The sequence below is a fragment of the Nocardia sp. MDA0666 genome (assembly GCF_003023875.1).
Taxonomy (GTDB): Bacteria; Actinomycetota; Actinomycetes; order Mycobacteriales; family Mycobacteriaceae; genus Nocardia; species Nocardia aobensis.
The window spans coordinates 1-13780 of record NZ_PYHT01000014.1; the positions used below are offsets into that span (position 1 = coordinate 1).

The 13780-nt window shown below is 67.1% G+C and carries 16 protein-coding genes and 1 pseudogene; 12 read left to right on the plus strand and 5 right to left on the minus strand.

Annotation, left to right across the window (positions count from 1 at the left end; all coding sequences use genetic code 11):
• Positions 1-70: 70 nt before the first annotated feature.
• A pseudogene (locus C8258_RS19680) lies at positions 71-523 on the plus strand (PucR family transcriptional regulator); the annotation flags it as partial.
• A gap of 102 nt (positions 524-625) precedes the next feature.
• Positions 626-1450 carry an aminoglycoside phosphotransferase gene (locus C8258_RS19685; RefSeq protein ID WP_106956462.1) on the plus strand — a complete coding sequence of 275 codons (825 nt, stop codon included), beginning with the start codon at positions 626-628 and terminating at the stop codon, positions 1448-1450.
• 18 nt (positions 1451-1468) lie between these two features.
• Here the strand turns inward: C8258_RS19685 and C8258_RS19690 are convergent, their stop codons facing one another.
• A complete protein-coding gene (locus C8258_RS19690; protein WP_233225204.1) occupies positions 1469-2311 on the minus strand; it encodes an acyl-CoA thioesterase domain-containing protein in 843 nt (280 codons plus the stop codon).
• Between the two features lie 607 nt (positions 2312-2918).
• Between C8258_RS19690 and C8258_RS19695 the strand changes: the two genes are divergently transcribed.
• Positions 2919-3134, plus strand: a complete 216-nt coding sequence (locus C8258_RS19695) for a hypothetical protein (RefSeq protein WP_063820466.1) — start codon at positions 2919-2921, stop codon at positions 3132-3134.
• Between the two features lie 99 nt (positions 3135-3233).
• Here the strand turns inward: C8258_RS19695 and C8258_RS19700 are convergent, their stop codons facing one another.
• Together C8258_RS19700 and C8258_RS19705 are read right to left on the minus strand one after the other, a co-directional pair.
• Positions 3234-4133, minus strand: coding sequence for a helix-turn-helix transcriptional regulator (locus tag C8258_RS19700; protein WP_106956463.1), 900 nt, complete (start codon positions 4131-4133; stop codon positions 3234-3236).
• A gap of 127 nt (positions 4134-4260) precedes the next feature.
• Positions 4261-4491 (minus strand): DUF397 domain-containing protein, encoded by a 231-nt coding sequence (locus C8258_RS19705; protein WP_030515774.1) that lies wholly within the window; start codon positions 4489-4491, stop codon positions 4261-4263.
• 420 nt (positions 4492-4911) lie between these two features.
• Between C8258_RS19705 and C8258_RS19710 the strand changes: the two genes are divergently transcribed.
• The 5 genes from C8258_RS19710 to C8258_RS19730 all read left to right on the plus strand — a co-directional run bounded on the left by C8258_RS19710 (position 4912) and on the right by C8258_RS19730 (position 7938).
• Positions 4912-5712 carry an SAM-dependent methyltransferase gene (locus tag C8258_RS19710; protein ID WP_106956464.1) on the plus strand — a complete coding sequence of 267 codons (801 nt, stop codon included), beginning with the start codon at positions 4912-4914 and terminating at the stop codon, positions 5710-5712.
• A gap of 191 nt (positions 5713-5903) precedes the next feature.
• The gene (locus C8258_RS19715) at positions 5904-6119 is read left to right on the plus strand and encodes a hypothetical protein (protein ID WP_036508533.1); all 216 of its coding nucleotides are present in this window, start codon (positions 5904-5906) and stop codon (positions 6117-6119) included.
• A gap of 166 nt (positions 6120-6285) precedes the next feature.
• Complete coding sequence (locus tag C8258_RS19720; RefSeq protein WP_036508560.1) at positions 6286-6567, plus strand: hypothetical protein; 282 nt, start codon at positions 6286-6288, stop codon at positions 6565-6567.
• A gap of 129 nt (positions 6568-6696) precedes the next feature.
• Complete coding sequence (locus C8258_RS19725; protein WP_233225205.1) at positions 6697-7254, plus strand: TetR/AcrR family transcriptional regulator; 558 nt, start codon at positions 6697-6699, stop codon at positions 7252-7254.
• A gap of 117 nt (positions 7255-7371) precedes the next feature.
• Complete coding sequence (locus tag C8258_RS19730) at positions 7372-7938, plus strand: hypothetical protein (protein WP_233225206.1); 567 nt, start codon at positions 7372-7374, stop codon at positions 7936-7938.
• A 1-nt stretch (position 7939) separates the two neighbouring features.
• Here the strand turns inward: C8258_RS19730 and C8258_RS19735 are convergent, their stop codons facing one another.
• Positions 7940-9361 (minus strand): amino acid permease, encoded by a 1422-nt coding sequence (locus tag C8258_RS19735; protein WP_106956466.1) that lies wholly within the window; start codon positions 9359-9361, stop codon positions 7940-7942.
• Between the two features lie 106 nt (positions 9362-9467).
• Between C8258_RS19735 and C8258_RS19740 the strand changes: the two genes are divergently transcribed.
• From C8258_RS19740 to C8258_RS19755, 4 genes are all read left to right on the plus strand, one after another.
• Entirely contained in the window at positions 9468-10841 is a 1374-nt protein-coding gene (locus C8258_RS19740) for an MFS transporter (RefSeq protein WP_199195773.1), read from the plus strand.
• Entirely contained in the window at positions 10834-11253 is a 420-nt protein-coding gene (locus tag C8258_RS19745; RefSeq protein ID WP_106956467.1) for a MarR family winged helix-turn-helix transcriptional regulator, read from the plus strand. The genes C8258_RS19740 and C8258_RS19745 overlap by 8 nt, the downstream gene beginning before the upstream one ends.
• A gap of 9 nt (positions 11254-11262) precedes the next feature.
• Positions 11263-11748, plus strand: coding sequence for a universal stress protein (locus tag C8258_RS19750; protein WP_232329527.1), 486 nt, complete (start codon positions 11263-11265; stop codon positions 11746-11748).
• Positions 11749-11832: 84 nt separating this feature from the next.
• Positions 11833-12912, plus strand: a complete 1080-nt coding sequence (locus C8258_RS19755; RefSeq protein ID WP_106956468.1) for a DoxX family protein — start codon at positions 11833-11835, stop codon at positions 12910-12912.
• Positions 12913-12937: 25 nt separating this feature from the next.
• Here C8258_RS19755 and C8258_RS19760 read toward each other — a convergent pair whose 3' ends face one another.
• Positions 12938-13771: an alpha/beta fold hydrolase gene (locus C8258_RS19760; RefSeq protein ID WP_106956469.1), complete on the minus strand. Its 834-nt coding sequence runs from the start codon at positions 13769-13771 to the stop codon at positions 12938-12940.
• Positions 13772-13780 lie beyond the last annotated feature (9 nt).

Consider the following 13780-nt stretch of genomic DNA (forward strand, 5'->3'; position numbering starts at 1 on the left):
CGAGATCTACACTTCTAGCTTCGTCGGCAGCGTCAGATGTGTATAAGAGACAGCCACCACACCCACCGACCTCCACACCCTCATCACCCACCTCTCCCACGCCGCCCGCGTCCCCATCACCGCCACCACCACAACCACACCCACCACCGACATCCCCACCGCCACCGACCAAACCCACCAACTCCTCGACATGGTCACCCGCCTCCAATCAATCCCCGGCCTCTACCGCTTCGACGACCTCGCCCTCGAATACCAACTCACCCGCCCCGGACCCGGACGCGACCACCTCGGCACCCTCCTCAACCCCCTCGACCACCACCCCGAACTCCTCACCACCCTCCAAACCCACATCGCCAACAACCTCAACCGCCAACGCACCGCCCGACTCCTCCACGTCCACACCAACACCGTCGACTACCGCCTCAAACGCATCGCCCAACTCACCGGCTTCGACCCCACCCAAGCCAGCGGACTCTGGTACCTCCGCAGCGCCCTCGTCGCCCGCACCTACACCACCGCATGAAAACCGCACCTGAAAACACAGGTGAAAGAACGCTGCCGGAAGCGGCTGTGGAATGATCGAGTTCCCTTGCCAGAGCAGGGCATCGGGGGTAATTCTTCGAGGGTGACAGTCGATCGGGCGCAGACCTCCTCGCGCCGGCGCAACTGGGAACAACTGCCCTCGGCGACCCGGGCAGCGGTCGAAGCGGTGACGGGGCGGGTCGCGCGGGCCGATTCGGTGATCGCCGGCTTCAGCAGTCAACTCGCGACGGTGATCGAGACGGCCGATGGCCGGACCTTCATCAAGGGTGTGCCGCAACGAGATCCGGAGGTGTGGACCCAGCACCGCGAGGCCGCCCTGGCCCGTCATGTGACCCCGGTGGGCCCGCGGCTACGGTGGCAGATCGCGGCCGGCGGATGGGATCTGCTCGGATTCGAGTTCATCGCAGGGCATTTCGCGGACTATCGCGTCGACTCCGACCTCGCCGCCACCGCGGCCGCGATGTCCGCGCTGAGCCGGTTGCACCCGCCCGCCGAGGTAGAGCTCAAGGATGCCGAGGTCCGCTGGGGCGCCTATCTCGACGACGACGCCGACATCGCGGTGTTCGCCGGTGACGCCCTGCTGCACACCGACTGGAACTACAGCAACGTCATCATCGATCACGACGAGGCCCGGCTGGTGGACTGGCCGTGGGCGACCCGGGGTGCGGCGTGGATCGACCCCGGATGCTGGATCGTCTGGCTCATCTTCGCCGGCCACGATCCGGCCGCCGCCGAGTCGTGGGCGGCCCATGTCCCGGCCTGGCATGCCGCATCCGAGCGCGACCTGCGCATCTTCTCCACCGCCCTGGCCGCGGAGTGGACCGCCACCGCCAACCGCAGCCCCAATGTGTGGACCCACGGCCTGCGCGACGCCGCCCGCCGGTGGGCCGCCCACCGCGTCGGGTGAGCAGCGCGGGCAGCCGGACTAGCGGCGCGCGCCGTTGGCCGAGGCGATCACACCGTCGAGGTGACTCGCGGTGATCTGGCGGGCGGCGTTGGAGACCGCGGTGATCATCGCGCTGCCGAAGGCGCCGTAGCGATCGAACAGGGTCGCGGTGCCGGCGGCGATTCCGTTGCGGCTCAAGTGATTATCGGCCTCGAGTCCGATATCGGCCCCCTCGGGCATCCGCACCAGAGCAAGCGTCAGATCGGTGTTGATGAAACCCACTCCCGCACTGGACCAGTTGGTCACCATACTGGTCTGCTCGGCGGCCATCGCGGCCACCACGAACGGCGAGGGCCGCTCCCCGTCGACCACGTTCACCGGATGCTGCCAGCTGCGTTTGCGACTGCCGTTCTCGTGTTCCGAGGGCACCCGCGACCAGTGTGCGGAATCGTCGCTGTGCCACAGCGGCGCAGTCGGCAGAGCGGAGGGCGGCGCCACCTCGAGCGACGGCGGCACCGGCTGCTGGTCCCGGGTCCAGATTTCGCCCGGCGGTTGCTCGGACGGTTGCAGGAAGACCACCGAGGCGCGTGCCGCGGGTTCGCCGTCCTGGGTGACGACCGCGTCGGCGAGCCGGATGCGCTTGCCGTTGCGCACACGGGTCGTCGAGACCGACAGCTCGTGCATGCGCGCCGGTTTGAACAGGTCCACGGTGAGCCGCACCGGCACGAACCCGTCGGTGGCGTGCTCGTTGTCGAGCGCGCGCGCCAGCAGCCCGCACAGCGCCGGCCCGACCACCTGATCGGCCGACCACTGACTGGCCGCCATCCGGTTCGGGGTGAAGCCCCGGCCGTCCACCGCGAAATATCCGTGCGAGCTGTCCACTGCGCGTGCCTGTCTCCTCGGGTCACCGCCCGCGAGTACCGCACCGGCCGCCGTCGGCGACAGCGCGCGTTCGCCGTCGGCGACTGATCTTGCTGGTCCAGGCAGATATAGCACGGCGACGAGAACCGGTTCCACGCCGGGGCCGCTGCGCGGGACACGTGCGACACGCTCGGCACCGTGTTCGATCATGGTCGGCATGTCGATTCCCGGCGGCAATACCACATTTTTTCGGCGAGAGAACCAGCCGTCCGGTCCGTGTGGAAACAGTGCAGCAAGCCACCCGCCCGCCCGGGCCGCCGTGCCGGTCGGTATATCTCCCCCGCTATCGGAATCGGCGCCGGATTCCCGTCCGAACGGAGGGCTCCGGCAGGAGTGCACAGCAACCCGTCAGCAGCCGAAAACCACGCTCTGACCGGGGATTCGATGTTGCAGATGTGCTTGCATATGATCTCGCGGCCACCCTAGACTCGGGCTGCAAGGCAATGCAGGGGACTACCCGTGAGCCGCAGGGTGAACCGGAAGCCAATTTTCGCCGAAGGAAATCATGCGGCCTGGCGTCAGGGGCGTTCGTATGAACCAGCCAATGGGTCTCGGTCGGCTCGGAGTGATGGACAGGAACCGGACCGGGCATCACATCTATTCGCGGGAAACCGCAACATCTTTCGTCATCAGTGCGGTCGAGTCCACCGGTGCGGCCACACGCGACGATTTCGATATCGATCGCATCGTCACCACCGCGCACGCGTTGGTGAACGATTGGGATTTCGACGCGATGCAACCGGAAGCTTTCTGGCGCATCGCATCCAGCTTCATCAAACAATAGATCAGGACGGAAGTAGTAGCCGCCGGCCTTCGGGTCGGCGGCTACTGCTGTCTTACGGCTACTGCTGTCTTCAGGGACCCGAACCACCCGGGCGAGCGCCTAGGCCATGTCGGGCAGGTCGGCCGCAGCCTTCTTCATCATCTCCCGCGACCGCTCCGGCGGTTCGGCCTGCACACTGAGCCGATCCATGACCTGGCGGTAGAGCTCCAGGTCCTGCTGACGATCCAGATACAGTGCGCTGGTCAGCTGTTCGAGATACACGATGTCGGGCAGTTCGGGTTCGGCGAAGCGCAGCATGGTGAACGAGCTGCCCGCCGCCGCGTGACCGCCGGCCGCGTACGGCAGCACCTGAATGGTCACGTTCGGTTTCATCGAGACCGCGACCAGATGGTCGAGCTGTGCGCGCAGCACCTGCTCACCGCCGATCGGCCGGTGCAGCACCGCTTCGTCGAGGACGGCCCACAGCGTCGGCGCTCCGGGGCGGTCCAGGATTTCCTGGCGCTTCTTGCGCAGTTCCACTCGGCGAGCGGCCTCGGCGTTCTCATGTCCGAGCGCCACCACCGAGCGGGTGTACTCCTCGGTCTGCAGCAGACCGGGAACGAGCTGACCTTCGAAGGTACGGATCGACTTCGACGCGTGTTCCAGACCCAGATAGGTCTCGAACCATTGGGGCAGCAGGTCGTTGTAGCTGTGCCACCACCCCGGCTGGTTCGCGCGGCTCACCAGATCCAGGAACATCTCACGTTCTTCGGCGTTCTCGACGCCGTAGAGCGTCAGCAGATCACGAACGTCGCGTTCCTTGAAACCGGTGCGGCCCAATTCGAGTCGGCTGATCTTCGCGTGTGAACCACGGATGTGCTCGCCGGCCGCCTCACGCGTGATGCCGGCGCCCTCTCGCAGTTTGCGGAGCTGTCCGCCGACCGCGATCCGAAGCGCTGTCGGACCGCGTTCGGCGACAAGCGAATCCACACGGCCGATCCGGACGGGCTCTGCCATCATGAGGTCTACTCCGATGCTCGACGATCACCGGCAATGAGGGTACAACCATCGAGAGCAGCTGGTCGAACATCAGGAATCTCTGCCTCGTCGCGTACCGACACCGCGCCGAATGCCATGCTACCGCCGATCAGGCCAGATCGTCGAACTCTCCACTCTTGGCGCCACGCAGGAAGGCATCGATCTCGGGGCGGGTGTAGACGAGCACCGCACCCTCGGGGTCACGCGAGTTGCGCACGGCAACCAGGCCATTGGACAAATCGGCCAATTCGACACAGTTCCCGCTCGGATTGCTGAACGTGCTCTTGCGCCACGCGGCTTCGGACAGGCGGCCGGCTGTGGTGGCAGTGGAATCGGTCATGACTGTCTCCAGGGTTCGTGGTGGCCGAGCTCGGCAGCAGAGGCCCACACTCGGCGATCCGGATTGAACGAGCTGATGCCTATCTTCAGCTCTTGCATATGTTCGAGCAAATGTACTTGCATTTGAAACCGACGCTTTGAACGATAGCACGGGGGTTGGCCCGGATCGAGCCCTGCGGAAAATCGCAAAAAACCAAGGGCGACAAGGCCTTTTCCATTGACTCGTCATCTTTCGAATCGCCCTCCGGACGCCCGAAAACGGTGTCCGACCGGTCGGTTTCGGGCCTCGACCGGGGCGGATGACACATTCCGCGCGGATCGGCCCACCGGATGCGAACGTTTCGGTTACCGTCTCGCCCACCCGCCATCGGCAACCGCCGGACGGGACTCGAGCGTCGGAACCGGGAGCAGGAGGGAATCGGTGCCGCCAAGACAGCAGCAGCCGAGCCGGCAGCGTGAGATTCGGACCGATATTCCGCATACCGCGCGAATCTGGAACTACTGGATGGGGGGACGGCAGAATTACGAGGTCGACCGCCGGGTAGGCAGCGCGGCAACGGAACTCGATCCCGGTATCACCGCCCTGGCGGCCGAGAGCCGCCGCTTTCTCCGGCGCGCGGTCGGTCATCTGGCCGGCGACCTCGGGGTCAGGCAATTTCTCGACATCGGCGCCGGACTGCTCGCCACGGACAACACCCACGAGGTCGCGTGCGGGCGCAATCCGGCGGCGCGGGTCGTCTATGTGGACAACGACCCCCTGGTGCTGACCCACGGCCGGACGCTGCTGACCGACCCGCGGGCCGTATATCTGGATGCGGATCTACGCGAACCGGATCTCCTGTTCGACCGTGTCGCAGACATTCTCGATCTCGACGAGCCGGTCGCGGTCATGTTCATGGGCGTGCTGGGCCACTGCGAGCGCATCGGCGAATTGCGCGGAGTCGTCGCGGATTCGATGGCGCGGGTCTGCCGGGGCAGCTACCTCGCCTACTGGGACGGCACCACCGACAGCGCCGATTTCGTCCGGATGTGCGCGACGTACGAAAACGTCACGGCCGTACCGTATTTCCCGCGCGACCATTGCGAGCTGCGCTCCATCTTCGCGGAGCTCGAGTTGCTCGAACCCGGCTTCGTCCCACTGACTCGATGGCGCCGACCGCTCGGCGAACCGGTACCGACCGTGCCGGTGTCGGGTTACGGCGCGGTGGCGCGCAAACCGTGATCACCCGTTGCGGCACAACACTTCCGATCACCGACGAGTGTGCAGATGTACTTGCATTTGCTCCTTGCAGCGCCGTAAACTCGACCGCACGACATGGCCGGACCACGCCGGAGCAGGCAGGCCGGAAGCAGCGGGAGGCCGTGCCGAAACGTTCGCTTCCGCAATCTTTCGCCAACGGTCGAGGGCATCCCATGAACCAACTGCTCCAGCATTCCGGTACATGCGATCACGGCCTATCCGAGCACCGCGCGCCCGGTGCCGATCAGGTCGGTGACTGCGCCACCGAACCCCGAGAACTCACCTATCCCCGCGCTCGCGCGATTCTCTACGCACACGATCGGCACCTGTCGTGCCGGCAGTGGATCGCCGCCGCGGCGTATCTGTCCGCCGGACTCGACGACGAGTAGTTCGTTCCACGCTCGGCGGGGACCCCGTCAAGACGGCTGAACGCCTCGAAACCGGTCCCCGACACCGCGATTCCGCATCCCGGCTCGCATTCGCTTGCCATCAGGACGAATACGCGCCCTACGATGGTGGTACCCGCACCACACCATCTTGTGGAACGAGGGCATCATGATCCTTCTCGCGGTGCACGACGTCATAGTGGCCCAGGTCGGCAATCCGACGCCCGAGACACCTCCGGCGGCGGACAAACTCCTGAAACTGGTGCGCTACTTCACCTGGTTCATGCTGCTGTCCGGGACCAGCGCGATCATCTTCGCGGGCGGCCGGTTCGCCTGGGAGAAGTGGAACGGCGGCCCGCTGCAGTCGCCGAAAATGGTGGCCGGCGCCCTCGTCGGTGGCCTGGTCGCGACCAGCGCCGGAACTCTGATGAATTCGATTCTCACACAGTAGTTCCCGACATTCCGGACGATTCACCCGGAAACGGCACGGTCCGGCCCCGCCTCCGCGCACCGTCCCAGTAGGGTGAACGCGGACCACCGGCGGATCCGGTGCCGTCCCTCGGTCGAGAAGGGAGGGCCCGTGGCCGGCAGGCGGACCGACACCCGGGACCGCATCCGGTCGGTCGCGATGGAGCTGTTCTCCGCGCACGGCTACGAACACACCTCGATCCGGGAGATCGCCGATCGGCTCGCCATCACCAAAGCCGCGGTCTACTACCACTTCCGATCCAAGGAAGACATCGTCGTCAGCCTCGCCGACGATCTGCGCACGGGCATCGACGACCTCCTGGCCTGGGCCGAGGGTCAACCGCCCGGACCGGAGACCGGTCGCGAAATCCTCCGCCGCTACGGCGCCGTGCTGCACCACACCGGGCGAGAGATGACGCGGTTCATGTACGAGAACCAGCCCGCGTTCCGCCGGCTCGGCGTGGGATCTGTGCTGCGTTACCAGTTCCGCACGGTCGCCGAGGCGATGACCGCACCCGGCCACGATCCCCTGGCGGTCTTCCATGCCCGCCAAGCTCTGCTGGCCATCTCGTGGAGTATCGGGATGATGGGCGACGTCGACCTGTCCGACGAGCAATGTCGCCGGGCCGCAGAAGCTATCGCGCTGGCCATCTACGAACGGGCACAATGAGACCCTGATGTAGGTCGGCCCGAGGACATTATGAATACACGCGTAACCCTTCTGGCGGCTGCGACACTCGCGGCGCCGCTGCTGATATGTGGGTGCTCCCACCAGAATTCGTCGCCAGTGAGCCAGGCGGCACATCCGGTTTCCATCGCCCATCAGGGCGCACCCGCGGTAGGTCCCGGTCCCTCTGGTACCTACACCGTCGCCGCGCAACCGGCACCGGGCACCTGCCATGTCGGCAAATCCGCTGACGGACAGCCACTTCCGGATCCGCACTGCACGCCGGGCGCGATCAATCCCAAGGTCACGCCCGACACCGTGAAGTCGACGATCTGCGTCGGCGGATACACCCAGTCCATCCGCCCGCCGGCGAATATCACCGACCGGGAGAAGAAGGCCAACGCCGAATCCTACGGCTACACCGGCAATCTGCACGATGCCGAATACGACCACCTGATCTCACTGGAACTCGGCGGCGACCCGAACGATCCGCGCAATCTCTGGGTCGAACCGCCCTCGCCCGACCACAAGGCCGGGTCCGGGCCGAACAACCCCAAGGATTCGGTGGAGAACAAACTGCACTCGCTGATCTGCTCCGGCGCGGTCGGCCTGGCGGACGCGCAGAACGCCATCGCGGGCGACTGGACCACCGCGTTGGCCGCGGTCGGCCATCCGGACGGAAAGTAGGTCAGCTCGCCGCGGACTCCCGGCGGCGCGCCAGCCGGTTCACCACCGGGTATCCGGCGCACACCAGGACCGCCCACACCAGGCCGACCACGAGCGCGGTGCGGCCGCTGTCGGTCCAGAACAGCAACACCACGACCAATCCGAGGAAGGCCAGCGCCAGCACCGAGCTGACGGGCGCCCCGGGCAGGCGGTAGTCGCTGGCCGGCAGCTCGCCGCGCCGCACGCGGACACGGTAGATCAGGTGGCAGACCAGGATCATGCCCCAGACGAAGATGATGCCGATGGTCGACACCGAGGTGATGTAGTTGAACGCCTTGTCCGGTGAGACGAGGTTGACGATCACACCGATCACCATCATCGCCGCCGAGAGCACGATGCCCGCGAACGGCACCCGGCGGTTGCTCAGACCACCGAGCGCGGCCGGGGCCTCACCGCGCAGCGAGAGACTGCGCACCATGCGCCCGGTGGAGTAGATACCGGAGTTGCACGACGACAGCGCCGCGGTCAGCAGCACGAAGTTGATGATCCCCGCCGCCCCCGGAATGCCGATCTGCTCGAACACCTCCACGAACGGGCTGCGCCCGGAGTGGAACACCCGCCAGCTCGACACCGACATGATCACGATCAGCGCGCCCACGTAGAACAGCCCGATCCGCAGCGGCAGCGAGTTGATCGCCCGGCGCAGGGTGCGGCGCGGATCGGCGGCCTCGCCCGCGGTCACGCCGACGAGTTCGACGCCCACATAGGCGAAGAGCACGATCTGCAACGCCAGCAGCGCTTGGCCGAAGCCGTTCGGGAAGACACCGCCGTCGGCCCACAGGTTGGTCACCGTCGGATCGGGCGCGTGGCCGAAACCGAAGATCAGCACGCCGATACCGATGACGATCATCGCGACGATGGCGGTCACCTTGATGGTGGAGAACCAGAATTCTCCCTCGCCGAACAGCTTCACCGAGATCAGGTTCGCGGCGAACAGCACGCCGAGCACGACCAGCGCGGTCACCCATTCCGGTACGGCGAACCAGTACTTGATGTATTTGCCGGCGACGGTGATCTCGGCCATGCAGGTCGCCACCCACACCGCCCAGTAGGTCCAGCCGGTGACGAAGCCGGCGAAGCGACCGAGGAATTCGTGGGCGTATTCACCGAAGCTGCCCGATACCGGCCGGTAGGTGAGCAACTCCCCCAGCGCGCGCATGATCACGAAGATCGCCAGGCCGGCGGCGAGGTAGCACAGGATCAGCGCCGGGCCGGCCTGTTCGATGGCCCCACCGGATCCGTAGAACAGTCCCGTGCCGATCGCCCCGCCGATGGCGATCATCTGGATGGTTCGGGGGTTGAGGCCGCGCTGGTAGCCCTCTTCTTCACCCGCGGACGCGAGGGCGGGCGCGCCCGGCTCCTCGGGTTTCCGGTCGGTCGTCATATCGCAGCACCGTACCGGGTCGGGGCCGGTATGCGACCGGTGCAACCGTGCAGTGAACTAGTTCACAGTCCTTGTCACCGAATAGTTGTGAGAGCACAATCATTGTGTGCCTACAACTGTTTCCGGGCTGACGCCGCGCCACAAGACGATCGTGCTGGTCACCTGCTGTCTGAGCCTGCTGATCTCGTCGATGGACGCGACCATCGTCAATGTCGCGATTCCGACCATCCGCAGCGATATGGACGCGCCGCTGTCGCGGCTGCAGTGGATCGTCGACGTCTACACCCTCACCCTGGCGAGCCTGCTGATGCTGTCCGGCGCGACCGCCGACCGCTTCGGACGCAAACGCATGTTCCGGATCGGGCTGAGCATCTTCGCCCTCGGCTCGTTGCTGTGCAGCCTCGCGCCCGATATCGACATGCTGATCGGGGCACGTTTCATCCAAGCCATCGGCGGTTCGATGCTCAATCCCATCGCGATGTCGATCATCACCACGGTCTTCACCGGCCGCGTCGAACGGGCTCGCGCGGTCGGCGTCTGGGGCGCGGTCGTCGGCATCTCCACCGCGATCGGCCCGATGGTCGGCGGCGTGCTGATCGACGCGCTGGGCTGGCAGTCGGTGTTCTGGATCAATCTGCCGATCTGCGCCGTCGCGCTGGTGCTGACCACGGTCTACGTCCCGGAATCGAAATCGCGGACGGCACGCGGTATCGATCCGCTCGGCCAGGTGCTGGCGGTCGTGGTGATGTTCACGCTGGTCTTCGGGCTGATCGAACATCGCCCGGAGATCTTCGGGATCACGGCCGTGGCGCTGGCGGGATTCCTCTACGCCGAACGGCGGCATCGCTCGCCGTTCATCGATCTGCGATTCTTCCGCAGCGTGCCGTTCGCGACGGCCACCGTCACCGCGATCTGCGCGTTCGCCGGACTGGGCGCCTTCCTCTTCAGCGCTTCGCTGTATCTGCAAGGCGTACGGCATTATTCGGCTGTGCACACGGGACTTCTCTACCTGCCGATGGCGCTGGCGATGCTGATCTGCTCGCCGCTGTCGGGCCGGCTGGTCGGCCGCTTCGGCACCCGGCCCTCGCTGGTCGCCGCCGGAATTCTGATGACGACAGCCGCCGCGCTGCTGACCACACTGCGACCCGATACCCCGATCTGGCAGCTGGTGGTGATGTTCGCGATCTTCGGCGCCGGTTTCGGGACGGTGAACCCGCCGATCACGACGGCGGCGGTCAGCGGGATGCCGATGGATCGGGCGGGCGCGGCCTCGGCGGTCGCCTCGACCAGCCGCCAGATCGGCGTCAGCGTCGGTGTCGCCCTGTGCGGGCTGCTGGCCGGGGCGGAATTGTGGTGGGTCGTGGCCGCCCTGGCGGCGGGCGTCGTGGTGCTGGGCATCGCCGCCAACACCGGATGGGCACTGCGCTCGCGCGACCGGATCGCTCCCCTGCTCGAACACAAGGAGCCCATTCATGTCTGACGGCCCGCTCGCCCCGAACCCGGACGAGGTCTGGCGCGTACTGACCGACGTGGTCAAGGACACCCGCGACACCTGGAAGCGCGCGGTGGTCGATCGAACGGGCATGCCGTTCAGCAGGTTTCGAGTACTGCGTCGGCTGGCGCCCGGCCCGCTGCCACTCAAGGAACTCGCCCGGGTGGCCACCATGGACGCGCCGGCCACCACCGTGGTGGTCAACGATCTCGAGGCCCGCGGTCTGGTCTCGCGCGACACCGCCGCAGACGATCGGCGGCGCAAGCTGGTGACGATCACCGATGCCGGGCGGGAGGTGCTCGCCCAGGCGATGGCCACTCCCGATCCGCCGCCGCCCGCCCTCACCGCGCTGTCGCCCGAGCAGTTGCGCACGCTGCACGATCTGTTGCGCCTGCTCTAGGCTCGGGTCGTGGCCGAAGAGACAACACCGGAGTGGGCGCCCGGCCTGTCGTCGGGTTTCGAACTGGGCACCGACGGCCCCCGGGTGATCATGGTCGGCATCGACGGATCCGATGCCTCCTGGCGCGCGACCGCCTATGCCGCGGGACTGGCCCGGCGCCAGAACTCCCTGCTGGCAATGATTTACGTCCAGCCCTGGATGGCCATGGCCGGCGCCTACGGCGTCGACGTCCAGGGCGCGACCGCGGAGATGGCCGAGGATCTGGCCCGGGAGGTGCGCGAACACGCGGAGAAGGTCAAGGACGTCTACCGCACCCGCTGGAAGTTCATCACCCGCCGCGGCGATCCGTTCACCGTGCTGGCCGAGGCCGCCGACGAATTGAAGGCCGACGGCGTCGTGGTCGGCGCGTCCGAGAAGGCCGGGCATCGAATTATCGGCTCGGTCGCGGTGCGTCTGGTGAAAGCGGGGCGCTGGCCGGTTACTGTCGTGCCCTGAGCTCCGTCGGCGTCCCGAGTGTGATTGGGACGCGGCATCGGGGGAACCCGCCGGAACGAGACCGTTGAGGAAAGGGTTTTCACTATGTTGATTCGCCGCCTTGCCCGGCCGCTACTGGCATCGGTGTTCGTCGTCGACGGAGTCGACACTCTGATGCATCCCGAGCCACGGGCGCAGGCCGCCACCACGCTGGTATCCCATGGGGAACAGCGTCTGCCGGATTCGGTATCGGCCAAACTGCCCTCCGATCCGGCGAAAATCGTGCGGATCAATGCCATCGTCCGAGTCGGCGCCGGAACCCTGCTCGCGCTGAACCGCGCACCCCGGCTCTCGTCGCTGGCGTTGGCGGTGACCGTCGTCCCGGCCACCGTGACCGAGCAGGACTTCTGGAACGAATCGGATGCGCAGCAGCGCGCCGCCAAGCGCACGGCCTTCCTCAAGGACGTCGGCCTGCTCGGCGGCCTGCTCATCGCCGCCGCCGATACCGAGGGCAAGCCCTCGCTGAGCTGGCGGGGCCGCCGGGCCGCGCGCAAGGCCGCCGCCGCCCTCCCGTTCACCGCCACCACCGCCGACACGGTGCGGGATCGCCTGCAGCAGCAGGCCGTCCGCGGCCGGGAACTGGCGTCGGTAGCCGCGGACAAGGGCGCCGACCTGGCCTCGGTGGCGCAATCGCGTGGCGCCGAACTGGCCTCGGTGGCCCAGTCTCGCGGCGGTGAACTCGCCGAGGCGGCTCGCGAGCACGGCACCGAATGGGCGGAATTGGCACGCAGCCGCGGCGCCGAATTGGCCGGCACCGCACTCGACCATCGCGGCGAGTGGGCCGAGGTGGCCAAGCGGCGCGGCGCGGATCTGGCCGAAGCGGCCCGCGAACACGGCGGTGAATGGGCCGAGCTGGCCAAGCGCAAGAGCGCCGAACTCGCCGACACCGCGGGTGATCACCGCGGCGACTGGGCCGAGCTCGCGAAGCACCGCGGCACCGAGTGGGCCGAGGCCGCCCGCGAACACGGTGGCGAGTGGGCCGAGGTGGCCAAGCAGCGCGGGTCGATCTTCGCGCGTCAGGCGCGCAAGCGCGCCGAGAAGGCGGCCGAGGCCGCGCGCGAGCGTGCGGAGAAGGCCGCCGACACCGCCCGCGAACGTCTGGCCGAAGCCCGAAACGGCAAGTGACACCGGGTTTCTCACCGGCGCCGGATCAGGCGCCGGTGAGAAACGCCGTCATTTCCGCGGCCACGGCCTCGGGTTGATCCAGCATCGACAGGACGTAGGCGTCCTCGATTTCCACCAGCCGGCCCGCGGGCAGGAGTTCGGCGAGGCGGCGCCCGTGTTCGCGTGGCATCGGGGCGGCCGCCGGGGACCACAGCACCAGGGCGCGGCCGGGAAAGTTCCGCAGGGCTTCGGTATCGGCGATCAGTTTTGCGGCCGGTGGCAGCACCCGGCCGTATTTGCGCACGTCGCGGCCGATGTCCCGATTACGCAGGGCGGGTTCGGTCCAGCGGCGCATCAGTTCGTCGGGTACCGGATAGCGCGCCATCTGCCCGTAGATCAGCGACGAGCGACGAAGCAGCCCGATCCGCAACTGGCGCAGGACGATCGGTAGCGCACCCGGGACGCGCAGCGCGAGTACGGCCAGCTTTCCGGGCAGGCCGGGCGGGAAGTTGTCGAAGGCCTCACACGGCAGCACGACCAGCTGGGCGACGCGTTTGTCCAGACCGTAGGCGGTGAGGAACAGTCCGCCGCCCCAGTCCGAATGCACCAGGGTGACATCGCGAAGATCCAGCGCGTCGAGGAAGTCCGCGAGCACCACGTTCTGGCCGCGCATACTCAGGTCGGCGTCCGGCCGCATCGGTTCCGGATGCGCGCCGAGTGGCAGCACCGGCCGCACATAGCGAAAGCCGCTGGGCAGCAATGGCATCACGCGATCCCACACCGTGTGGTCGATGAGCAGTCCGTGCAGCAGCACGACCGGCGGACCCTGCCCCTCCTCGACGTAATGGATCGGCCCGGCGGGAACCTCGACGACCGGCATGCGCTGCCA